A 23,769-nucleotide genomic window follows, 5' to 3' on the forward strand; every position below is an offset into this window, starting at 1 on the left:
TTACTCAACCGTTACCGACTTAGCCAAATTTCGTGGCTGATCCACGTCCGTGCCTTTCAAAATCGCCACATGATATGAAAGTAACTGCAGCGGGATCGTATAAAGAACAGGCTGCATAACTTCATCACATACAGGCATATTCAGAACATAAGTGCCCTCTTCCGGTTGCACTTTGTCAGAACCTGCAAAGACAAACAGTTCACCACCACGAGCGCGGACTTCCTGTAGATTTGCTTTTAGCTTATCCAACATATCGTTCTGCGGGGCTACTGCGACGACTGGCATCTCTTTATCGACCAACGCCAATGGGCCATGTTTTAGCTCACCTGCTGGGTAAGACTCCGCATGGATATAAGAGATCTCTTTCAGCTTAAGCGCACCCTCTTTTGCCACAGGGTACAAAGTGCCGCGGCCTAGGAACAGTGAATGATTCTTTTCAGCAAAAGATTGCGCCATCTGCTCTATATCACTATCCATTGCTAGAGCTTGCTGAACCTGTTCAGGAAGCTTTTTAAGCGCGGTGATGATGGCTGCTTCAGTTTCTTCGGTTAAGCCATTACGACGGCCAAGTGCGATTGTCGTTAGCATCAACGCCACTAATTGTGTCGTAAACGCTTTAGTCGACGCCACACCAATCTCTGGACCCGCGTTAGTCATCAAGGTCAGATCTGATTCACGCACCAAAGAGCTGCCCGGAACGTTGCAGATAACCAGGGACGCCAAAACACGATCCTGAATTTCACGTAGCGCAGCTAACGTATCTGCTGTTTCACCAGACTGTGAAATGGTCAGGAATAGCGTACCTTCAGGAATCACAACTGAACGGTAACGGTACTCACTGGCAACCTCGACCATACATGGGATACCGACGAGATCTTCTATCCAGTACTTAGCAATCAAACCCGCATGGTAACTCGTACCACAAGCAATGATCTGTACCTGCTTAACCTGATCAAACACTTCTGCTGCTTTAACGCCGAAGCATTGTTCCAGCAGTTTATCTTCACTGATACGCCCTTCTAAACACGCTTTGATCACTTCTGGCTGCTCATAGGTCTCTTTAAGCATATAGTGCTTAAATTCACCTTTATCGGCAGAGCTTACACCGTGTTCAAACTGGCTAACTTCACGCTCTACTTTTTTACCGGAGATATCCGTTACCGTGATATCTGCCGCCGTCAGGGTCGCAACATCACCATCCTCCAAGAACATAAAACGGTCTGTTACTTGTAATAACGCTAGTTGATCGGAGGCGATAAAGTTCTCGCCAATACCAACACCGATCACCAACGGGCTACCTTTACGCGCGGTTACCAACTGGGAAGGATCTGCTTTTTCGATCACGCCCAACGCATAAGCACCTTCAAGCTGGCCAATAATATTGGAAACGGCAGTGTGCAAAGAGCTGGTTGATTTAAGCTCTCTAGCAAGTAAGTGTGCAATTACTTCAGTATCAGTTTCTGAGCTAAATTTATAACCATCGTTTTGCAGATCGGCTTTTAGCTCTTCAAAATTCTCGATAATACCGTTGTGTACGACTGCCAGTTGGTCACCGGACATATGCGGATGAGCATTCGCTTCACAAGGTACACCGTGAGTCGCCCAACGGGTATGTGCGATACCTGTTGTACCCACTAGAGGCTGCTCTTGTAAGGCATCAGAGAGCGCTTGAACCTTGCCATTACGGCGACAACGTTGAATACCCGCTTCGGTCTGCAATGCGACGCCAGCAGAGTCATAGCCGCGATATTCCAAACGACGCAAACCTTCTAGCAGGATTTCCTGAACAGGCCTAGCTGCAACAGCGCCTACAATTCCACACATGATTAGTTTCCTTTCTTCTTAGGACGCGGCCAGTTTTTCAATTCAGTTTGTTTTGCACGAGTAATCGCAAGCGCATCATCGGATACAGGTTTAGCAATCGTTGAACCTGCGCCGACAGTCGCCATAGCGCCCACTTTAACCGGTGCAACCAGCGCAGTATTAGAACCAATAAATGCGTTGTCACCGATTTCTGTAAGCGACTTATTTACGCCGTCGTAGTTACAAGTAATAGTACCGGCGCCGATGTTTACATCTTTACCCAGTACAGCATCACCCACATAAGAAAGGTGATTGATCTTGCTTCCCTCACCTACAATCGCTTTTTTGGTTTCAACAAAGTTTCCAACCTTAGCTTTAGCAGCAAGCTGAGTGCCTGGACGTAAACGTGCAAACGGGCCGATATCACAAGATTCCGCAATCACAGCATCTTCAATCACTGTATTTGCCTTGATACGAGTACCCGCTGCAACAGTACAGTTTTTCAGGTAACAGTTTGGTTCGATTACAACATCATCACCCAGAACAACATCACCCTCTAAAACAACGTTTACATCGATCAGAAGGTCCTGACCAATAGAGACATTACCGCGCACATCAACACGCGCCGGATCAGCCAACGTTGCACCGTTCACCATCAACCATTCAGCACGTTGCAACTGATACCAGCGTTCTAGTTCAGCCAACTGAACGCGGTTGTTAACCCCTTGGACTTCCTCTTCAGCTTCAGGCTGAATCGCGCTGATCTTCACGCCACCATTGGCAGCCATCGCGATGATATCAGTCAGATAATATTCGCCTTGCGCATTTTCAGAGGATAGCTGCGGTAACCAATCAGCAAGATACTGGCTCTTAACCGCTAAAATTCCGGTATTTACTTCATTGATTAGGTGCTGCTCTGGCGAAGCATCTTTATGCTCAACAATCGCCACAACTTTGTCTTCGCTATTACGTACGATGCGGCCGTAACCGGTAGGATCTTTTAGATTCACTGTCAGTAGTGCCAAATCCCCTGTAGCAGCGATATCCACCATCTCTTGCATAGTGGCAGCTTGTGTTAGCGGCACATCGCCATAAAGCACAAGCACAACACTGTCATCAGCCACCTCAGGCATCGCCTGAGCCACTGCATGACCTGTACCTTTTTGTTCCGCCTGCAGAGCAAAATTAAGCGCTTGCCCCTGCAGCTCTTCACGTAATTTATCCGCGCCGTGACCGATTACAACGTGCGTGTTTACCCCCTGTAGTGACGATGCAGTGTCGATTACATGTTGCACCATCGCTTTACCGCCAACCTTGTGCAGTACTTTAGGGAGTTTGGATTTCATACGGCTACCCTGACCAGCAGCCAAAATGACAACGTCTACAGACATAGTCTTACCTTTCCTTTGTAGGTTTACGCTTTATTTTAATCGCACTTTAAAGTAAAACTAAAACCATACAATCCCTTTTGTCACAAATTTTATGACAATTATGAATAACGACGTTTTTAAAATATTGGGCTTAAACCCTAGAGAAATTGAGATCTATAAAGCCTTATTGACCTTAGGGGCAAGTTCTATACGAACAATTGCTGACAAATCAGGGGTTAATCGCGGTAGTGCCTATGAAAGTCTCAAAGAGATGCAGCAAAAAGGGATTGTGACCTATCAACCTAAAGGCAAGCGACGTTTATTCGCCCCTGTAGATCCAGATATTCTTTTACAGCTGGCTGAAGATCGTCGACAGAACTTAGATAAAGCGATCGACGAGCTGAAACAAAGCATTATTCCTGAGCTGCAGCACCTTAAACCTGACTTTAATACTGCCAATGTCAGCTTCTATGAAGGCGATGACGGTATAGAGCACGTACTGAAAGACATTCTGGTTACGGTGTCTAGCTCAGATGCTGATAGCTACTCAGTCTTCTCCTCCAAGCCGATCAGGAAGCACCTCTATCGACCCTTCCCTAACTTCACTAACCAGCGCATACAACGTGGTATTAACGTACGCGCCATTGCAATCGGTGATGGAGGTGAAGACGCTCTGCTATCAGAACGTAAGTGGATCAAAACGGAAGGTAAAGTAGATGCAGCTTATATCGCGATCTACCCACCTAAATGTGCAATCATCTCACTCGCTTCAGAAAACTACCCAACAGCGGTAGTGATTGATTCGCCGGAAGTAGCCGGTGCTCAGAAAATCATCTTTGATACGCTATGGCGACTGCTGTAGCTCACCTAAAAATATCACACTCTCCTTAACAGCTATAACGATCTCAATTGCCTCCTTTTAATTGAGTTATATTATAACATTACACTTCATGTCATAATTGGCCGGGGTTATAGCCACTCACCCGAAGTACGAGACACAAAGGTATTGCAGCAATGAAAGACACATTGATTAAGAACGCGATCATTATCAATGAAGGCGAACAAAGAGAAGTCGATCTAAGAATTAAAGACCAAAGAATCGATCTAATTGCTGCTGATATAGACGCTAAAGCTACCGACACAGTTATCGATGCTAAGGGGTGCTGGCTGCTTCCAGGAATGATCGACGATCAGGTGCATTTCCGTGAACCAGGCTTAACACATAAAGGCAGTATCGCAACCGAATCGCGCGCGGCAGTTGCCGGAGGCATCACTAGCTATATGGAGATGCCAAATGTTAACCCTTCAACAACCAATGCAGCTGCACTAGAGAATAAATACAATATTGCGGCGCAAAACTCAGCAGCAAACTATGCATTCTATCTAGGAGCAACAGAAGATAACTTAGACGATATAAAAGCCTTAGATCCGACCAAAACCTGTGGCGTAAAAGTGTTTATGGGTGCCTCTACCGGTAACCTACTCGTCGAGAACCCAACCGCTTTAGAAGGGATCTTCCGTGAAAGCCCTGTCTTGATCGTTACACATTGCGAAAGCGGCCCGGTCATCGCCAACAACCTAAAACGTGTTCAAGACACCGGACGTAAGATTACGATACACGACCATCCTATTATTCGTGATGATGAAGCCTGCCTTGCTTCCTCATCTTACGCAGTAGAACTAGCAAAGAAATACCAAAGCAATCTTCATGTTCTGCATATCACTACAGAAAAAGAGCTGAGCTTATTTCAATCAGGCCCTGTCCAAGGCAAGAAGATCACAGCAGAAGCTTGCGTACATCATCTATGGTTTAGTGCTGAAGATTACGAAACGCGCGGTAACTTAATTAAATGCAACCCAGCAATTAAATCCCTACAGGATCGCAATGCACTGCTAAATGCACTTAAAACTGGGCAGATCGATATCATCGCAACCGATCACGCTCCGCACACACTGACCGAGAAGCTGGTTGATTATTCAGATGCACCAGCAGGCCTTCCCCTTGTCCAACACGCTCTACTAACCTTATTAGAGCACGTTAATTTAGGCCGTATGTCGATCGAACAAGTTGTCGAGAAAGTATGCCATAACCCTGCTATCCGTTATGGTGTTTTAGAACGTGGATTTATTCGCGAGGGTTACTTTGCCGATCTAGTTCTGGTTGATCCGAAAAAATCGACATTGGTAAGCCATGCGAATAGCCTATACCACTGTGAATGGACTCCGTTTGACGGCCTAGAATTCTCGGGTCAGATAAAATCGACTTGGGTAAATGGACACCTGGTATATGATGGTACACAGACACTAGTTCAGGAAGGCGTTGCTAAACCATTAGCCTTTTCTGGTCTATAACAGTCTAAAGATACGCTTAACTTCTAATAAAAAATAACAAAGCCTCTATCACCTGTTAGAGGCAACAATTAGGAGCAACAATGCTTAGAAAGTGTCCGGCGGGTTACTACCCAGAAGTGTCAGGCAAGGCCTTTATTGACCCTACAGCCATCGTTTGTGGCCGTGTGATTATCGAAGATAATGTTTTTGTTGGCCCTTACGCTGTAATCAGAGCCGATGAGGTTGATGCATCAGGTGATATGCAGCCCGTACTGATCAAACAAGGCTCTAATCTTCAAGATGGCGTAGTGATTCACTCAAAGGCCGGTGCAGAAGTTATAGTAGGTGAGCGTACCTCTATCGCCCATCGCTCGATTGTACATGGCCCATGTACAGTCGGTGACGATGTCTTTATCGGCTTTAACAGTGTCGTCTTCCGCTGCCATATAGGCGACGGTAGCGTGATTAGACACAATGCCGTAGTCGAAGGGGTCGATCTACCAGAACGCTCTCACGTGCCTCCTATGACGGCCATAGCGCATGAATCTGATCTAGCGTCGGTCGAAAAGGTATCGCCTGAATTCTCTTCGTTCTCAGAATCCGTCGTCTCAGCCAACCATGTACTAGTCGAAGGCTATAAAGAGCTAGGCGACGAGCTCTAACAGCCTTCAATCTTTTCTTTTAGCTCCATCAAATCAGGCACCCTTGGGTTGTCTTTTTATTAGGATGTTAGTTGCTAGTGAGTGTATGTGGGTTAAGCCTAGTATAACCACTTCGTTCAGTATTGTTTTAGCTCCACAACGAAAAAACCCCGATCACATCGTGACCGGGGTTTTCTCTTAATTAAATGCTTGGCGATGACCTACTCTCACATGGGGAAGCCCCACACTACCATCGGCGATGTTGCGTTTCACGTCTGAGTTCGGGATGGATTCAGGTGGTTCCACAACTCTATGGTCGCCAAGCAAAACTGTTACAACTTAGATCTGATTCTTCTTTTATTTGATCTAGATAGTTTATCGACTGTAGCTTAACTACGCGCTAATTCGTTACTCTCTATCGTCTTACGTATCTTACAAGTCACTTGCCAAACGCCTTGGGCGTTATATGGTCAAGCCTCACGGGCAATTAGTATTGGTTAGCTCAACGCCTCACAGCGCTTCCACACCCAACCTATCAACGTCGTAGTCTTCAACGGCCCTTTAGGGGAATCAAGTTCCCAGTGAGATCTCATCTTGAAGGAGGCTTCCCGCTTAGATGCTTTCAGCGGTTATCCCGTCCGAACGTAGCTACCCGGCAATGCAATTGGCATCACAACCGGTACACCAGAGGTTCGTTCACTCCGGTCCTCTCGTACTAGGAGCAACTCTTCTCAAATCTCAAACGCCCACGGCAGATAGGGACCGAACTGTCTCACGACGTTCTAAACCCAGCTCGCGTACCACTTTAAATGGCGAACAGCCATACCCTTGGGACCGGCTTCAGCCCCAGGATGTGATGAGCCGACATCGAGGTGCCAAACACCGCCGTCGATGTGAACTCTTGGGCGGTATCAGCCTGTTATCCCCGGAGTACCTTTTATCCGTTGAGCGATGGCCCTTCCATACAGAACCACCGGATCACTAGAACCTACTTTCGTACCTGCTCGACGTGTCTGTCTCGCAGTCAAGCACCCTTCTACTCTTGCGCTCATTGCATGATTTCCGACCATGCTGAGGGTACCTTCGTGCTCCTCCGTTACTCTTTGGGAGGAGACCGCCCCAGTCAAACTACCCACCACACAATGTCCCCGATCCCGCTTAGGGAACTGGGTTAGAACCTCAACATTACCAGGCTGGTATTTCAAAGGTGGCTCCACCCTATCTGGCGACAGGGTTTCAAAGCCTCCCAGCTATTCTACACAAGTAATGTCAAAGTCCACTGTGAAGCTGTAGTAAAGGTTCACGGGGTCTTTCCGTCTAGCCGCGGGTAAACTGCATCTTAACAGCTATTTCAATTTCACTGAGTCTCGGGTGGAGACAGTGTGGCCATCGTTACGCCATTCGTGCAGGTCGGAACTTACCCGACAAGGAATTTCGCTACCTTAGGACCGTTATAGTTACGGCCGCCGTTTACCGGGGCTTCGATCAAGAGCTTCGCGCAAGCGCTAACCCCATCAATTAACCTTCCGGCACCGGGCAGGCGTCACACCCTATACGTCCTCTTTCGAGTTTGCAGAGTGCTATGTTTTTAATAAACAGTCGCAGCCACCTGGTATCTTCGACCGGCCTCAGCTTAGGGAGCAAGTCCCATCACCAAAACCGGCGCACCTTCTCCCGAAGTTACGGTGCCATTTTGCCTAGTTCCTTCACCCGAGTTTTCTCATACGCCTTAGTATTCTCTACCTGACCACCTGTGTCGGTTTAGGGTACGGTTAGTCATAACCTGAAGCTTAGAGGATTTTCCTGGAAGCATGGCATCAACTACTTCAGTCCATAAAGGACCTCGTCATCGATTCTCGGTCTTAAAAGAGCCCGGATTTACCTAAGCTCTAAACCTACTATCTTAAACGCGGACAACCAACGCCGCGCTAGCCTAGCCTTCTCCGTCCCCCCATCGCAGTTATGAGCAGTACAGGAATATTAACCTGTTTCCCATCGGATACGCTCTTCAGCCTCTCCTTAGGGGCCGACTCACCCTACCTCGAATAGCGTTGGATAGGAACCCTTGGTCTTCCGGCGGGGAGGGTTTTCACCTCCCTTATCGTTACTCATGTCAGCATTCGCACTTCTGATACCTCCACGGTGCCTTACAGCTTCCGCTTCAACAGCTTACAGAACGCTCCTCTACCATGCACAAAGTGCATCCGTAGCTTCGGTGTTATGCTTAGCCCCGTTATATCTTCCGCGCGGGCCGACTCGACTAGTGAGCTATTACGCTTTCTTTAAAGGGTGGCTGCTTCTAAGCCAACCTCCTAGCTGTCTAAGCCTTCCCACATCGTTTCCCACTTAGCATAAACTTTGGGACCTTAGCTGACGGTCTGGGTTGTTTCCCTTTCCACGACGGACGTTAGCACCCGCCGTGTGTCTCCCGTGATTGAACTCATGGGTATTCGGAGTTTGCATCGGGTTGGTAAGTCGGGATGACCCCCTAGCCGAAACAGTGCTCTACCCCCCATGGTTAGACACGAGGCACTACCTAAATAGTTTTCGAGGAGAACCAGCTATCTCCGAGTTTGATTAGCCTTTCACTCCTATCCACAAGTCATCCGCTGGCTTTTCAACGACAGTCGGTTCGGTCCTCCAATGCATGTTACTGCATCTTCAACCTGCCCATGGATAGATCACTCGGTTTCGGGTCTACTCCTAGCGACTGGACGCCCTATTAAGACTCGGTTTCCCTACGGCTCCGCAAATGCTTAACCTTGCCACTAAAAGTAAGTCGCTGACCCATTATACAAAAGGTACGCAGTCACCGTCCGAAAACGGCTCCCACTGCTTGTACGTACACGGTTTCAGGGTCTATTTCACTCCCCTCACAGGGGTTCTTTTCGCCTTTCCCTCACGGTACTGGTTCACTATCGGTCAGTCAGGAGTATTTAGCCTTGGAGGATGGTCCCCCCATATTCAGACAGCGTTTCACGTGTGCCGTCCTACTCGATTTCACTTTAAAAGACCTTTCACATACGGGGCTATCACCCACTATGGCCACACTTTCCAGAGTGTTCTGTTAAATCTAATAAAGCTTAAGGGCTAGTCCCCGTTCGCTCGCCGCTACTTAGGGAATCTCGGTTGATTTCTTTTCCTCTGGGTACTTAGATGTTTCAGTTCCCCAGGTTCGCCTCTAATAACCTATGTATTCAGTTAAAAGATACCTATAAATAGGTGGGTTTCCCCATTCGGAAATGTCCGGATCAAAGGTTGTTTACCACCTCCCCGAACCTTATCGCAGGTTACAACGTCCTTCATCGCCTCTGACTGCCAAGGCATCCACCGTGCACGCTTAGTCACTTGACCATATAACCCGAAGGCGTCTGGAATCACAGTAACTTGTATTGCTAGTAACGATAGATTTCGCCGAATTGGCGCATGCAGTAAAACTACATGTCTTAAATCTAAATCAAATGAATCAAATCCAAATTGTTAAAGAGCGTTTAAAGCAAAAAAGCTTTAAAAGATAATGTCTTAAACGACAATATGTTTTAAAACTCTTCCTTCTCATCCAGAGGATGATGGTGGAGCTATGCGGGATCGAACCGCAGACCTCCTGCGTGCAAAGCAGGCGCTCTCCCAGCTGAGCTATAGCCCCAAGAAAAACAGTAAGGCTATTGATTGGTAGGCCTGAGTGGACTTGAACCACCGACCTCACCCTTATCAGGGGTGCGCTCTAACCAGCTGAGCTACAAGCCTACACCGTTGCTCTTAACTTCTCTGATCAGATAATTCGTGTGAACGCTTGCCGAGAATCGGCTTTCGTTTAAGGAGGTGATCCAGCCCCAGGTTCCCCTAGGGCTACCTTGTTACGACTTCACCCCAGTCATGAACCACACCGTGGTAACCGCCCTCCCGAAGGTTAAGCTAGCTACTTCTGGTGCAATCCACTCCCATGGTGTGACGGGCGGTGTGTACAAGGCCCGGGAACGTATTCACCGCGACATTCTGATTCGCGATTACTAGCGATTCCGACTTCATGGAGTCGAGTTGCAGACTCCAATCCGGACTACGACCGGTTTTCTGAGATTAGCTTACCCTCGCAGGTTCGCGGCCCTCTGTACCGGCCATTGTAGCACGTGTGTAGCCCAACTCGTAAGGGCCATGATGACTTGACGTCGTCCCCACCTTCCTCCGGTTTGTCACCGGCAGTCTCCTTAGAGTTCCCACCCGAAGTGCTGGCAAATAAGGACAAGGGTTGCGCTCGTTACGGGACTTAACCCAACATTTCACAACACGAGCTGACGACAGCCATGCAGCACCTGTCTCAGAGTTCCCGAAGGCACGAAACTATCTCTAGTAACTTCTCTGGATGTCAAGAGTTGGTAAGGTTCTTCGCGTTGCGTCGAATTAAACCACATGCTCCACCGCTTGTGCGGGCCCCCGTCAATTCATTTGAGTTTTAACCTTGCGGCCGTACTCCCCAGGCGGTCTACTTATCGCGTTAGCTGCGCCACTAAAAGATCAAGTCTCCCAACGGCTAGTAGACATCGTTTACGGCGTGGACTACCAGGGTATCTAATCCTGTTTGCTCCCCACGCTTTCGCACCTCAGTGTCAATATCGGTCCAGGTAGTCGCCTTCGCCACTGGTGTTCCTTCCTATATCTACGCATTTCACCGCTACACAGGAAATTCCACTACCCTCTACCGTATTCTAGATTGGCAGTATCAGGTGCAGTTCCAAGGTTGAGCCCTGGGCTTTCACATCTGACTGACCAATCCACCTACGCGCGCTTTACGCCCAGTAATTCCGATTAACGCTCGCACCCTCCGTATTACCGCGGCTGCTGGCACGGAGTTAGCCGGTGCTTCTTCTGCAGTTAACGTCACAGCTAGCAGGTATTAACTACTAACCTTTCCTCACTGCTGAAAGTGCTTTACAACCCTAGGGCCTTCTTCACACACGCGGCATGGCTGCATCAGGCTTGCGCCCATTGTGCAATATTCCCCACTGCTGCCTCCCGTAGGAGTCTGGACCGTGTCTCAGTTCCAGTGTGGCTGATCATCCTCTCAGACCAGCTAGAGATCGTCGCCTTGGTGAGCCATTACCTCACCAACTAGCTAATCTCACGCAGGCTCATCCAATAGTGCAAGGTCCGAAGATCCCCTGCTTTCCCCCTTAGGGCGTATGCGGTATTAGACCAAATTTCTCTGGCTTATCCCCCGCTACTGGGTAGATTCCTACGCGTTACTCACCCGTCCGCCACTCGTCATCAACTAGCAAGCTAGTCATGTTACCGTTCGACTTGCATGTGTTAGGCCTGCCGCCAGCGTTCAATCTGAGCCATGATCAAACTCTTCAGTTTAAATCATTTGTGTTACCAGGAATGTGGTAACGGGCTCTAGTACTAAACAACCGGATAACATTCTTAAGAACGTTAAACCTTTGTAAATCGCTTTAAATGAATTCACTTGGTTGCTTGTCTAGAAAAAGTTTGCTTCTTCTCAACAAGCGCCCACACGAATTATCTGATCAAATTGTTAAAGAGCGTTGCTTTCTTGACTCTCCGCTGAATCAGCGTTTCGTCTCAAGCGAGGCGCATATTTTACTTTGCGCTCATTCAAAGTCAACCGTTTATTTTGCAATTTCGTAAAAAGTTTTTACTCAGCAACCGGACTTTGAATCCTGCTCCGCAAGCAATCTTAAAAACCAATGTTTTCAATCACTTACTAAGCACCTCACTCAACTCTGCAGCCCCTTAAAAAGCGGCCTCCCTAAGCAAGGACGGCGAATTCTACAGATATATAAAAAGGCGTCAACACTTAATTTAAAAAAATTGGCATCTGGTTAAGGCTGGCACCTGTAAGCTGTGCGTTTTTTCAAATGCGTAATGTTAAAAGGTGTCCTATAAAACGGGTTAACTCCATAGTTGTACCCTTGCAAATAACAAACATTGAGAATTTTTTGTGTCTGCCCCAAGCAGAAACAAAAAAGGCAACCCGAAGGTTGCCTTTTAGAACTAATGATTTGTAAGAGTCAGTCTTAACGACCAAGCTTCTTACGAATCTGCTGTAGGGTACGAAGCTGAGCCGCAGCTTCAGCCAGCTGACTCGCTGCTTTAGAGTATTCGAACTCTGCAGTTTTATCAGACATCGCCTGTTCAGCATGTTTCTGTGCTTCTTGAGCTTTCGCTTCATTAAGGTCTGCAGCATGTAGAGCAGTGTCTGCAAGTACAGTTACCTTATGAGGCTGAACTTCAATGAAGCCACCGGATACGTAGAAGATATCCTGTTCGCCACCCTGTTTGCGTAGCTCGACAGGGCCTGGTTTTAGTTCCGTCAGAAGCGGAGCGTGACCTGGATATACACCCAGATCACCCAGGCTACCTGTTACGGATACGAATTCAATAAGGCCAGAGAATAGTTCTTCTTCAGCACTTACGATGTCGCAATGAACAGTCATAGCCATATTTATACCTCGTAAAGGTTAGCTAAAGGCAATTACATGCCTTTAGCTTTCTCGATCGCTTCGTCGATACCACCGACCATGTAGAACGCCTGCTCTGGCAGATCGTCGTACTGGCCTTCCAGGATGCCTTTAAAGCCGCTGATAGTTTCTTTCAGTGGCACGTATTTACCAGGAGCACCGGTGAATACTTCAGCTACGAAGAACGGCTGAGATAGGAAACGTTGCATCTTACGAGCACGTGCTACCAGAGCTTTATCTTCTTCAGACAGTTCGTCCATACCTAGAATCGCGATGATGTCTTTCAGCTCTTTATAGCGCTGTAGTACACCCTGAACGTTACGAGCGATCTCGTAGTGTTCTTGACCGATTACTAGTGGGTCTAGCTGACGAGATGTAGAGTCCAGTGGATCTACCGCTGGGTAGATACCTAGCTCTGCGATTTGACGAGACAATACTACTGTTGCGTCAAGGTGAGAGAAGGTTGTCGCTGGAGACGGGTCAGTCAAGTCATCGGCTGGTACGTATACCGCCTGGATAGACGTGATGGAACCAGTCTTAGTAGAAGTGATACGCTCCTGAAGAACGCCCATCTCTTCTGCTAGAGTTGGCTGGTAACCTACCGCTGAAGGCATACGACCTAGAAGTGCTGATACCTCAGTACCCGCTAGTGTGTAACGGTAGATGTTGTCTACGAACAACAATACGTCACGACCTTCGTCACGGAATTTCTCAGCCATAGTCAGGCCAGTCAACGCTACACGTAGACGGTTACCTGGAGGCTCATTCATCTGACCGTATACTAGAGATACTTTATCCAATACGTTGGATTCTTTCATCTCGTAGTAGAAGTCGTTACCCTCACGAGTACGCTCACCTACACCGGCAAATACGGAGAAACCTGAGTGCTCGATCGCGATGTTACGGATCAGCTCCATCATGTTTACGGTTTTACCTACACCCGCACCACCGAACAGACCAACTTTACCACCCTTAGCGAACGGACATACAAGGTCGATTACCTTGATACCAGTTTCTAGTAGTTCGTTAGATGCAGACTGCTCATCGTAAGAAGGCGCTTTACGGTGAATAGGCATACGCTCTTCTTCACCGATTTCGCCACATTCATCAATTGGGTTACCCAATACGTCCATGATACGACCCAGTGTTGCTGTACCAACAGGTACAGATACTGGAGCACCAGTGTTTGCAACTTCCAAACCACGGCTTACGCCTTCTGTTTGGCCCATTGCAATCGCACGTACAACACCATCACCCAGCTGTTGCTGAACTTCAAGTGTCAGGCCGGTTTTAGATACAGTTAATGCATCGTAAACCTTCGGTACAGAGTCACGTGGGAATTCCACGTCTACTACCGCGCCGATAATCTGAACAATAGTTCCGCTACTCATGTTCGGATCCTCTTAAAATTTAACCTGTGACCTGTTATTAAACAGCTGCAGCACCACTAACGATCTCAGAGATTTCCTGAGTAATCGCTGCTTGACGAGCTTTATTGTAAATCATCTCTAGCTCGTCAATCATGTCGCCAGCATTGTCTGTTGCGTTCTTCATCGCCAACATACGTGCTGCCTGTTCACAGGCATTGTTCTCAACCACGGCCTGGTAGACCAAGGACTCAACGTAACGAACCAGCAAGCTGTTTAACAGCTCTTTAGCATCTGGCTCATATAGGTAATCCCAATGATGGTTAAGCTTTTCTTCGTCGTCTTCCGCCTTCAGTGGAAGCACCTGATTGACTACAGGCTGCTGTGTCATCGTGTTAACGAAATCGTTAGATACGATGAACAGTTTGTCCAGCTTGCCTTCGTCGTAAGCATCTAGCATGACCTTAACTGACCCGATTAGATCCGCCACTTCTGGCGCATCACCTAGGTGAGTTTTTGCTGCTACTACATTGCCGCCATAGTTCTTAAAGAAAGATGAGGCTTTGCTACCTAGCGCACAGACATCGATGTCGATGCCTTGGTCATGGAACTCTTTCATGCTTTTAACAGCTGCTTTGAACGCATTCACGTTCAAACCACCACACAAGCCACGGTCGGTTGCAACAATTACAAAACCAACTCGCTTAGTCTCACGCTCCTGCATGTACAAGTGTCTGTACTCAGGGTTGGACTTGGCTAGGTGCTGGATTACACCACGGATACTCCGCGCGTACGGGCGAGAAGACTCCATGCGATCCTGTGCTTTACGCATCTTAGAAGCAGCAACCATTTCCATAGCGCTGGTAATCTTCTTAGTGCTCTGCACACTCGCAATTTTTGTCTTAATCTCTTTTCCGACTGCCATAGTTCCGCCTATATAGCTTTGTGTTAGATCTGCATGACTAGCATGCAGATCGATCACTCAAAACGAGTTCTTACCAAGCTTGTGTAGACTTGAACTTCTCGATACCAGCCTTGAACTGAGCAGCAATCTCATCAGAGTAGTTGCCAGTTGCGTTGATGTCGTTCATAAGATCAGCGTATTCGCTGTTGAAGAACGCAATCAAAGCTGCTTCGAAGTCCAGTACTTTATCAAGTGCTACACCTTGTAAGTAACCTTCGTTAGCAGCGTACAGGCTAAGACCCATGTCAGCGATAGACATTGGAGAGTACTGTTTCTGCTTCATCAGCTCAGTTACAGACTGACCGTGCTCAAGTTGTGCACGAGTAGCGTCATCAAGGTCAGAAGCGAACTGTGCGAATGCCGCAAGTTCACGGTACTGTGCAAGTGCTAGACGAACACCGCCACCTAGTTTCTTGATGATCTTAGTTTGAGCTGCACCACCTACACGGGATACGGATAGACCAGCGTTGATTGCTGGACGTACACCAGAGTTGAACAAGTCAGTTTCTAGGAAGATCTGACCGTCAGTGATGGAGATTACGTTTGTTGGTACGAATGCGGATACGTCACCACCTTGAGTTTCGATTACAGGCAGAGATGTTAGGGAACCAGTCTGGCCCTTAACTTCACCGTTTGTAAACTTCTCAACGTAGTCAGCGTTTACACGCGCAGCACGCTCAAGTAGACGAGAGTGCAAGTAGAATACGTCACCAGGGTATGCTTCACGACCTGGCGGACGACGTAGCAATAGGGAAATCTGACGATAAGCCCAAGCTTGCTTAGTTAGATCATCATAGATGATCAGAGCGTCTTCACCGCGGTCACGGAAGTATTCACCCATTGTACAACCAGAGTATGGAGCCAAGAACTGCATTGCTGCAGGGTCAGCGGCACCAGCAGCTACAACGATCGTGTGATCCATTGCGCCGTGCTCTTCAAGCTTACGTACAACGTTAGCGATAGTAGACTGTTTCTGGCCTACTGCAACGTAGATACATTTAACGCCTGTACCTTTCTGGTTGATGATAGCGTCGATAGCAATCGCAGATTTACCAATCTGACGGTCACCGATGATTAGCTCACGCTGACCACGACCGATTGGAACCATTGAGTCGATTGCTTTAAGACCAGTCTGTACAGGCTGATCTACGCCTTGACGCTCGATTACACCAGGTGCAACCTTTTCAACAGCGTCAGTTAATTTAGTTTCTACAGGGCCTTTACCATCGATCGGGTTACCCAGAGCGTCTACTACACGACCCTGCAGTTCCGGACCAATTGGTACTTCCAAGATACGGCCAGTACAACGTGCAGTAGCACCTTCTACTAGATCCTGGTAGTCACCCAGTACTACAGCACCAACGGAGTCGCGCTCAAGGTTAAGCGCCATACCGTAGATACCGCCAGGGAATTCAATCATTTCCCCGTACATAACGTCAGCAAGACCGTGGATCGTAATGATACCATCGGAAACGCTCACTACAGTGCCCTCATTACGGGCTTCTGAAGTCACATCAAGAGTTTCGATGCGCTTCTTGAGAATCTCACTGATCTCAGAAGGATTCAGTTGCTGCATGCTTTTATTCCCCTAGGAATTCATCGCTTCGGCCAACTTCGCGAGTCGCGCGCGAACAGAGCCGTCGATCACCAAGTCGTCAGTGCGAACTACTACACCACCCAAGATAGACTTATCTACTTGTGAGGTCAGTGCTACATCGCGACCTAGTTTAGTTTTCAGTGCCTGAGCAAGTTTTTCTTGCTGCTCGTCCTGTAGTTCAAACGCCGTAGTCACTTCGATATCCAGTGACTTTTCCTGATCTGCTTTCAGTTTATTAAACTGAGCGCTGATCTCAGGCAGTATCTCTAGGCGTTTGTTCTCAGCTAGAAGCTTAAGAAAATTCTTACCCGCGTCATCTGCTTCTTCGCAGATATTGATCATCAGATCAGCTTTCTGCGTATCTGTCAGTGCAGGGTTACCCAGTACACGCACTACGTTCTCTTCTGATGCTGCAGCAGCAGCCAGAGCTAGCGTAGCGGACCACTGATCGAGGTTACCCTTATCCATCGCGTACTCGAAAGCAGCTTTGGTATAAGGCCGAGCGACAGTGTTGACTTCAGCCATCGTTAAACCTCGCTTTAAAGCTCAGCGGCCAGTTTTTCAACAAGCTGCGCGTGTGCCTTCTCATCAATAGAAGCTTCTAGTACTTTCTCAGCACCAGCCAATGCAAGTGTAGCTACCTGAGCGCGCAATGCTTCGCGTGCTTGGTTAACTTCTTGCTCTAGTTCAGCTTCTTTAGCCGCTTTAACACGGTTAGCTTCGTCTAGAGCCTTGTCTTTAGCTTCTTCGATAATCTGGTTAGCCCGCTTGTTGGCCTGTTCAATGATGGCGGCTGCTTCTTCTTTGCCCTTACGCATATTTTCAGTGGCTTTTTCTTGAGCCAACTGCAAGTCACGCGCAGCGCGTTCAGCAGCGTCCAGACCTTCAGCAATCTTCTTTTTGCGCTCTGCAAGTGCAGCCGTAATTGGCGGCCACACGTACTTCATGCAGAAAACAACAAAGATAAAGAATGCGATTGCCTGGCCAATGATGGTGATATTGATATTCACGCCATTACCTCTCGCGGTTGTTAATTAAGTAGAACTCGATAGTCGTTGCTTTTACGAGTGACTACTTATGCAACTGCGAACATTAGGTACATGCCAAGACCTACACCGATCATAGGTACCGCATCAACAAGACCCATTACGATGAAGAACTGAGAACGTAGTAGTGGTACTAGTTCAGGTTGACGTGCAGCACCTTCCAAGAATTTACCACCTAGGTTACCGATACCTACAGCAGCACCAATAGCAGCAAGGCCCATTAGAACCGCAGCAGCCAGGAATACTAAAGCGTTAGCCATTTCCATCAGTTTTTCTCCACATTTAAGTTTAAAAGTTAAAGTTTAAAATTTGTTAAAACAGGTTAAAACAGTACTTCAGTTCATGAATTACTTATTAGTGATCGTCATGTGCCATCGCAAGATAAACGATAGTTAGCACCATGAAGATAAACGCCTGCAAAGTAATTACTAGAATATGGAAGATTGCCCATGGCACAGATAGTACCCACTGCGCCCAGAAAGGAAGCAGAGCAATCAAGATAAAGATCATTTCACCCGCATACATGTTACCGAATAGTCGTAGCGCCAGAGAGATTGGCTTAGCCAGTAGGCCTACAACTTCTAGGAACAAGTTGAAAGGAATCATCCATTTACCCATTGGCTGTAGAGACAGCTCAGCAAGGAAGCCAGAAACACCTTTCTGCTTAATGCTGTAGTAAATGATCAAGAAGAATACGCTGAACGCCATACCAAGAGTAGCGTTAGGGTCTGTAGTTGGTACGATCTTCATGTAGCCAACGCCCATTTGTGCAGCGATATAAGGAACCCAATCGATTGGAACAAGGTCCATAAGGTTCATCAGGAAGATCCAGACGAAAATTGTTAGCGACAGAGGCGCAATAACAGGGTTCTTATGGTGGAAAATACCTTTAACGTTATCGTCAACAAACTCAATAATTGTTTCGATAAAGTTCTGGGTGCTTCCAGGTACGCCGGACGTAACTTTTTTCGCTACGCTACGGAACAACCAAAGGAAGAAAATACCCAAGCCAACAGACCAAAGCATAGTATCCACGTGGATTGCCCAAAATCCGAAATCGCCAGGCATGATACCGTTTGCAGTATCTACGAAGCGCCAGCTATCCGAAGCTTCATGATAGCCGAACGTCAGATTCGTCAAGTGGTGGGATATATACTCTGAGGATGTTACTGTGTCGCTACTAGCCATTCTCAGTTTCTCTCGTTCAAAGTTTCAGGAATCTTGTATTCAGGTTCATCTGACCAATCCAACCTAAGATCTGCATCAGAATGAACGTGCCAAATAAGGAAAATGGATTCAGGGGCTGAATCAGGATAAATACGGCAGCAAAACCTACCGCACTTAAAGCCATTTTCCATATTTGGCTCACATACATTTCGGCTAACGCTTGCTTAGCACTCTGACCTGCACTAAATCTCAATGCTCGATCAGCGAAATAGAGGGTAGGTAGAAGGTATAAAACTCCACCTAGCAGTGCCGAATATGCAGTTTCTAAGTTCACTAGTAGTAAACCAGCGCAAAGTAACAAACATATGACTGCTTGAATCAGAAAAATTCTAAATATACGACCGCGTGTTTTACGACTATGGGTTCCCTGCTTGAGGTTCCCCTTGCCCACTGACATTCCAACGCAACCTTACTTAAATTCTGTTCTGACTCTACGCCCCATTTAAGCGCACGCACCCTAAAATGCGAGCCGATTATATGAGCTTAGGGCCTCCGAAACAACAGGCAGTTTACCCATTTGCACTAATGTCGTAGCAACCCTTGCTCTGAGTCACCTTAACTTCAGTGCCAAAGTAGTAATTCAACGCTACTTATTTCAATAATTTCAAAATACTGTCTAAAGATTCAGCATCATCGTAACTGATGGTGATTTTGCCTTTTCCTTTGGCATTTTCACTAATCGCCACCTTAGTTGCGAAGCGCATAGACAACTCACCAGCCAATTCACCTAGGCGAGGGTTAGGTTCTGCTTTTGGTTTTTCTTCCGTTTTAGAACCAACGTCTTGAAGCTTTTTCACTAACGCTTCCGCTTGGCGAACAGATAGACCTTGGCCTGATACTTCCTGTGCTGCAATTAGCTGTTGCTCAGGTTCTAGTGCCAACAATGCCCGCGCATGACCCATTTCTAAGTCGCCGTACTCAAGCATCTTCTTCACTTCATCGGTCAGCTTCATCAGGCGAAGTAAATTGGTTACCGCAGAACGCGATTTACCTACTGCATCAGCCACTTCCTGCTGAGTCAGTTCAAATTCGTCTTGCAGTCGCTGAAGAGAGATCGCTTCTTCGATCGGATTTAGGTTTTCACGCTGGATATTCTCGATAAGTGCCATAGCAATGGCCGCTTCATCCGGAACATCTTTCACGATTGCAGGGATCTCAGATAGGTCAGCCATCTGAGTGGCACGCCAACGGCGTTCACCTGCGATAATTTCATAGCGATCAGAATCAACCGGACGTACCACGATCGGCTGCATAACACCTTGGGCACGAATCGAGTTGGATAGTTCTTCCAAAGCTTGAGGCTCAATATCGCGACGTGGTTGATAACGTCCACGTTGAATCACACTGACAGGAAGCAACTGATAACCATCTATAGATTCAGCGCTTTGAACGGATACCTGTTCTTCTACATCAGTAACGCTGGACAATAGAGCATCCAGACCTTTGCCAAGCCCACGCTTTTTAGCCATTGATTATGCTTCCTGTGACTGTTCTTTTTCTTCAAGTTTGGTACGACGAATCAACTCACCCGCCAAAGCTAAGTAAGCTACGGCTCCTCGGGAGTTTTTATCGTAAAGTAGTGCCGGCAATCCATGGCTTGGTGCCTCAGCTAAACGGACGTTTCTCGGGATTACGGTGCGATAAACTTTATCACCAAAATACTCTACAAGATGCGTAGAAACGTCTTTGGTCAGGCTCATTCGCGGATCGAACATGGTCCGCAAGATACCTTCAATTTTCAAACTAGGGTTTAGACGGGCATTGATTTTATCGATCGTGCCGATCAATGCCGAGATACCTTCCAATGCGTAATATTCGCACTGCATTGGAATAATAACGCCTGCTGATGCTGCTAATGCGTTAACTGTTAGTAGGTTTAGAGATGGCGGATTATCGATCAAGACGTAGTCATAATCCTCATCAACTTCCATCAACGCCATTTTAAGACGAAATTCTCGACGAGGAATCTGCAATAGCTCAACTTCAGCAGCGGTTAGATCACCATTTGAGCCAATGATATCGAAACCTGCCGCTGTGTCTTTAAGGATCGCCTCTTTGATATTCACTTTGTCGGTCAGAACTTCGTAGACCGTATTTTCCAAAGTGTGTTTATCAACGCCGCTGCCCATGCTGGCATTGCCTTGCGGATCCAGATCCACCAGCAATACGCGCTTTTTGGTTGCAGCCAATGAAGCAGCCAGATTTACGCAGGTTGTTGTTTTACCTACGCCTCCTTTCTGGTTTGTGATCGTTAGGATCTTTGCCACGCCTAGCGTCTCCCTAAAACTAGCAGATGCCTTTCCCCTTCTGTTCCCGGTACATCAAGTGGGTAACAGGTCTTAAGTTCATAGCCATCAGGCAATGCTGATAACTCTTCCTCAGGATACAGACCTTTCATTGCAAGAAAAACACCCTCTTGATGACAAAGTTGGTGTGTCCAGTTAATCATGTCTTGCAAAGAGGCGAATGCGCGCGATATCACCTGATCGAAAGGCTCAAAGTTACAGTTTTCAACACGCTCGTTGATCACTGTTAGATTATTTAGACCTAACTCCGTTTTAGCCTGCAATTGGAAACGGGTTTTCTTGCCGTTGCTGTCCAAGGTAGTGACATCAAGCTCAGGATGGCAGATCGCCAATGGGATACCTGGTAAACCTGGGCCACTGCCAACATCGATAATGCGATTGGCTTTGATGTAAGGCACTACGCTCAAACTATCGATAAGATGACGATCGATCATCTCTAACGGATCGCGCACAGCAGTCAGGTTGTAAGCTTTGTTCCATTTGATCAACAAATTCAGGTAACGGAGTAACTGATCTTTTTGCTGATCGTTGATATCCAGACCTAACTGCTGGATACCTTTGTTTAGCTTTGCTTCCAAGATATCTTGGCTTACCTGATTCATGCGTTATCGGCCTTAATTTTAGCTTTGCTCAATTGATGTTTTTTTAGATAAACCAATAACAACGAAATCGCAGCTGGAGTCATACCTTGTATACGAGACGCTTGCGAGATCGTTTCTGGACGAATCTCTTCTAGTTTCGCTTTAAGTTCGTTGGAAAGACCGCCTACTTGGTCATAATCAAAGTTTTCTGGTAGAGGCGTATTTTCCTGACGGCGCATCTGCGCTATCTCATCTTTCTGACGCTCAATATAACCAGCATATTTGTTATGAATCTCAACCTGTTCCGCCACTTGATTATCAGACACAGCTTCACCTTTAAGATGAGCGATATCGTTGTAAACCAGTTCAGGACGTTTTAACAGATCCGCCAAATTGTATTCACGTGTCAGCGGCGTTTTAAGTTTTGGTGCTAACTCATCGGCTTCAGGTGTATTAGGCTGAATCCAGGTAGATTTTAGGCGCTGTTGCTCTAACTCAATCGCTTCACGTTTTTCACAGAATGCCTGCCAACGTTCATCACCCACCAGCCCAAGTTCACGACCTTTTTCGGTCAAACGTAGGTCGGCGTTGTCTTCACGCAGAATTAGGCGATATTCAGCTCGGCTTGTGAACATACGATATGGTTCAGATGTACCTAGGGTAATCAGATCATCCACCAATACGCCGATATAGGCTTCATCACGACGTGGATACCACTGCTCTTTATCTAATGCTCGCAGTGCTGCATTGGCACCGGCCAACAAGCCTTGAGCACCCGCCTCTTCATAACCTGTTGTGCCATTAATCTGACCGGCAAAGTACAGGCCGTTCATGTATTTGGTTTCAAGGGTATGTTTTAGATCTTGCGGGTTAAAGTAATCGTATTCAATCGCATAACCAGGACGAACAATATGCGCATTTTCAAAACCACGGATCGATTGCACAGCTGCTAGCTGAATATCAAACGGCAGCGAAGTAGAGATGCCATTTGGATATAACTCATGGGTTGTCAGACCTTCTGGTTCCACAAATACCTGATGCTGATCTTTATCAGCAAAGCGCATGATCTTATCTTCGATAGATGGGCAGTAACGTGGGCCCACACCCTCAATTACACCTGTATACATAGGCGAACGATCAAGACCGTTTCTTAAAATTTCATGAGTGCGTTCATTAGTATGGGTGATATAGCAACTGATCTGCTCAGGATGATCACTCAATTTACCCATATAGGACATAACCGGCGTAGGTGTATCACCTGGTTGTTCCTGCATCACACTAAAATCAACACTACGTGCATCGATACGAGGCGGTGTCCCCGTTTTTAAACGGTCAACACGGAAAGGAAGTTCACGTAAACGATGAGCAAGTGCGATAGATGGCGGATCCCCTGCTCGACCACCAGAGTGGTTTTCTAAGCCAATATGGATAACACCACCAAGGAAAGTACCTGCGGTTAACACAACAGATTTTGCTTTAAAGCGGATACCTGTTTGTGTCACTACACCGACAACTGTCTCGCCTTCGATAATCAGATCATCAGCAGATTGTTGGAAAATCTGTAAGTTTTCTTGGTTTTCAAGAATTGAGCGAACTGCTGCTTTGTAAAGAACACGGTCAGCTTGTGCACGTGTTGCTCTTACTGCAGGGCCTTTACGTGAGTTAAGCGTTCGAAATTGAATACCGCCTTTATCAGTAGCACGAGCCATAGCTCCATCTAGCGCATCAATCTCTTTTACAAGATGGCTTTTCCCTATACCCCCAATAGCAGGGTTACATGACATTTGACCTAAGGTTTCGATGTTATGGGTTAGTAATAAGGTCTGTGCTCCAGTTCTTGCTGACGCGAGCGCAGCTTCAGTACCTGCATGACCACCACCGATAACAATGACGTCAAAGTGGGTAGGAAAATCCACCGTTGTATTACCTCTATGAAATAAGTTTCGATCAGTGTGTTGAGATCGATTTGAAATGGGCGCTGATTATACCCTTACCTGACCAACTTAGAAATGATCGTTTTTTATACAGCTCTGTTTTTCTTTATATATAAGTATTAAAAA

At 47.0% G+C, this 23,769-nt stretch carries 18 protein-coding genes, 2 tRNA genes and 3 rRNA genes; 3 read left to right on the top strand and 20 right to left on the bottom strand.

Going from position 1 to position 23,769, the window contains the following annotated elements; all coding sequences use genetic code 11:
* Entirely contained in the window at positions 1-1,824 is a 1,824-nt protein-coding gene (glmS, locus tag ACMXYS_RS17275) for a glutamine--fructose-6-phosphate transaminase (isomerizing) (RefSeq protein WP_415897211.1), read from the bottom strand.
* Positions 1,825-1,826: 2 nt separating this feature from the next.
* Positions 1,827-3,194, bottom strand: coding sequence for a bifunctional UDP-N-acetylglucosamine diphosphorylase/glucosamine-1-phosphate N-acetyltransferase GlmU (glmU, locus tag ACMXYS_RS17280; RefSeq protein ID WP_415897212.1), 1,368 nt, complete (start codon positions 3,192-3,194; stop codon positions 1,827-1,829).
* A gap of 100 nt (positions 3,195-3,294) precedes the next feature.
* Between glmU and ACMXYS_RS17285 the strand changes: the two genes are divergently transcribed.
* The 3 genes from ACMXYS_RS17285 (at position 3,295) to ACMXYS_RS17295 (ending at position 6,166) form a co-directional block, all read left to right on the top strand.
* Positions 3,295-4,035 (top strand): TrmB family transcriptional regulator, encoded by a 741-nt coding sequence (locus ACMXYS_RS17285; protein WP_415882939.1) that lies wholly within the window; start codon positions 3,295-3,297, stop codon positions 4,033-4,035.
* Positions 4,036-4,187: 152 nt separating this feature from the next.
* Positions 4,188-5,525 (top strand): dihydroorotase, encoded by a 1,338-nt coding sequence (locus ACMXYS_RS17290; protein ID WP_415882940.1) that lies wholly within the window; start codon positions 4,188-4,190, stop codon positions 5,523-5,525.
* 80 nt (positions 5,526-5,605) lie between these two features.
* Positions 5,606-6,166 carry a carbonate dehydratase gene (locus ACMXYS_RS17295; RefSeq protein WP_415897213.1) on the top strand — a complete coding sequence of 187 codons (561 nt, stop codon included), beginning with the start codon at positions 5,606-5,608 and terminating at the stop codon, positions 6,164-6,166.
* A gap of 187 nt (positions 6,167-6,353) precedes the next feature.
* On the opposite strand, the gene rrf is transcribed toward ACMXYS_RS17295, so the two are convergent.
* The 18 genes from rrf to mnmG all read right to left on the bottom strand — a co-directional run bounded on the left by rrf (position 6,354) and on the right by mnmG (position 23,625).
* Positions 6,354-6,469, bottom strand: a 5S ribosomal RNA gene (gene rrf, locus ACMXYS_RS17300).
* Between the two features lie 142 nt (positions 6,470-6,611).
* Positions 6,612-9,499: ribosomal RNA gene (locus ACMXYS_RS17305) — 23S ribosomal RNA — on the bottom strand.
* A gap of 216 nt (positions 9,500-9,715) precedes the next feature.
* Positions 9,716-9,791 (bottom strand) — tRNA-Ala (locus ACMXYS_RS17310).
* Positions 9,792-9,815: 24 nt separating this feature from the next.
* Positions 9,816-9,892 (bottom strand) — tRNA-Ile (locus tag ACMXYS_RS17315).
* Positions 9,893-9,960: 68 nt separating this feature from the next.
* Positions 9,961-11,500, bottom strand: a 16S ribosomal RNA gene (locus ACMXYS_RS17320).
* Together the 16S, 23S and 5S rRNA genes with 2 tRNA genes alongside form the textbook arrangement of a ribosomal RNA operon.
* Positions 11,501-12,177: 677 nt before the next feature.
* The gene (locus tag ACMXYS_RS17325) at positions 12,178-12,603 is read right to left on the bottom strand and encodes a F0F1 ATP synthase subunit epsilon (RefSeq protein WP_415882942.1); all 426 of its coding nucleotides are present in this window, start codon (positions 12,601-12,603) and stop codon (positions 12,178-12,180) included.
* A gap of 32 nt (positions 12,604-12,635) precedes the next feature.
* Positions 12,636-14,012 (bottom strand): F0F1 ATP synthase subunit beta, encoded by a 1,377-nt coding sequence (atpD, locus tag ACMXYS_RS17330; RefSeq protein ID WP_415882943.1) that lies wholly within the window; start codon positions 14,010-14,012, stop codon positions 12,636-12,638.
* 37 nt (positions 14,013-14,049) lie between these two features.
* A complete protein-coding gene (gene atpG / locus ACMXYS_RS17335) occupies positions 14,050-14,913 on the bottom strand; it encodes a F0F1 ATP synthase subunit gamma (protein WP_415884693.1) in 864 nt (287 codons plus the stop codon).
* 70 nt (positions 14,914-14,983) lie between these two features.
* On the bottom strand, positions 14,984-16,528 hold the full coding sequence (atpA, locus tag ACMXYS_RS17340; protein ID WP_415882944.1) for a F0F1 ATP synthase subunit alpha: 1,545 nt from the start codon (positions 16,526-16,528) through the stop codon (positions 14,984-14,986).
* A 12-nt stretch (positions 16,529-16,540) separates the two neighbouring features.
* The gene (locus ACMXYS_RS17345) at positions 16,541-17,074 is read right to left on the bottom strand and encodes a F0F1 ATP synthase subunit delta (RefSeq protein WP_415882945.1); all 534 of its coding nucleotides are present in this window, start codon (positions 17,072-17,074) and stop codon (positions 16,541-16,543) included.
* A 14-nt stretch (positions 17,075-17,088) separates the two neighbouring features.
* The gene (locus ACMXYS_RS17350) at positions 17,089-17,559 is read right to left on the bottom strand and encodes a F0F1 ATP synthase subunit B (RefSeq protein ID WP_415892916.1); all 471 of its coding nucleotides are present in this window, start codon (positions 17,557-17,559) and stop codon (positions 17,089-17,091) included.
* A 65-nt stretch (positions 17,560-17,624) separates the two neighbouring features.
* Positions 17,625-17,861, bottom strand: coding sequence for a F0F1 ATP synthase subunit C (gene atpE / locus ACMXYS_RS17355; protein ID WP_415882947.1), 237 nt, complete (start codon positions 17,859-17,861; stop codon positions 17,625-17,627).
* An 88-nt stretch (positions 17,862-17,949) separates the two neighbouring features.
* Positions 17,950-18,783, bottom strand: a complete 834-nt coding sequence (gene atpB / locus ACMXYS_RS17360) for a F0F1 ATP synthase subunit A (RefSeq protein ID WP_415882948.1) — start codon at positions 18,781-18,783, stop codon at positions 17,950-17,952.
* 16 nt (positions 18,784-18,799) lie between these two features.
* On the bottom strand, positions 18,800-19,096 hold the full coding sequence (locus ACMXYS_RS17365) for an ATP synthase subunit I (protein ID WP_415882949.1): 297 nt from the start codon (positions 19,094-19,096) through the stop codon (positions 18,800-18,802).
* A gap of 316 nt (positions 19,097-19,412) precedes the next feature.
* A complete protein-coding gene (locus ACMXYS_RS17370; RefSeq protein ID WP_415897214.1) occupies positions 19,413-20,291 on the bottom strand; it encodes a ParB/RepB/Spo0J family partition protein in 879 nt (292 codons plus the stop codon).
* 3 nt (positions 20,292-20,294) lie between these two features.
* Positions 20,295-21,089: a ParA family protein gene (locus tag ACMXYS_RS17375; RefSeq protein WP_415882951.1), complete on the bottom strand. Its 795-nt coding sequence runs from the start codon at positions 21,087-21,089 to the stop codon at positions 20,295-20,297.
* Positions 21,090-21,091: 2 nt separating this feature from the next.
* Positions 21,092-21,730 carry a 16S rRNA (guanine(527)-N(7))-methyltransferase RsmG gene (rsmG, locus tag ACMXYS_RS17380; protein WP_415882952.1) on the bottom strand — a complete coding sequence of 213 codons (639 nt, stop codon included), beginning with the start codon at positions 21,728-21,730 and terminating at the stop codon, positions 21,092-21,094.
* Positions 21,727-23,625 carry a tRNA uridine-5-carboxymethylaminomethyl(34) synthesis enzyme MnmG gene (mnmG, locus tag ACMXYS_RS17385; protein ID WP_415882953.1) on the bottom strand — a complete coding sequence of 633 codons (1,899 nt, stop codon included), beginning with the start codon at positions 23,623-23,625 and terminating at the stop codon, positions 21,727-21,729. The genes rsmG and mnmG overlap by 4 nt, the downstream gene beginning before the upstream one ends.
* Positions 23,626-23,769: the final 144 nt, after the last annotated feature.

Source organism: Neptuniibacter sp. QD57_21, from assembly GCF_047778075.1.
Lineage (GTDB): Bacteria > Pseudomonadota > Gammaproteobacteria > Pseudomonadales > Balneatricaceae > Neptuniibacter.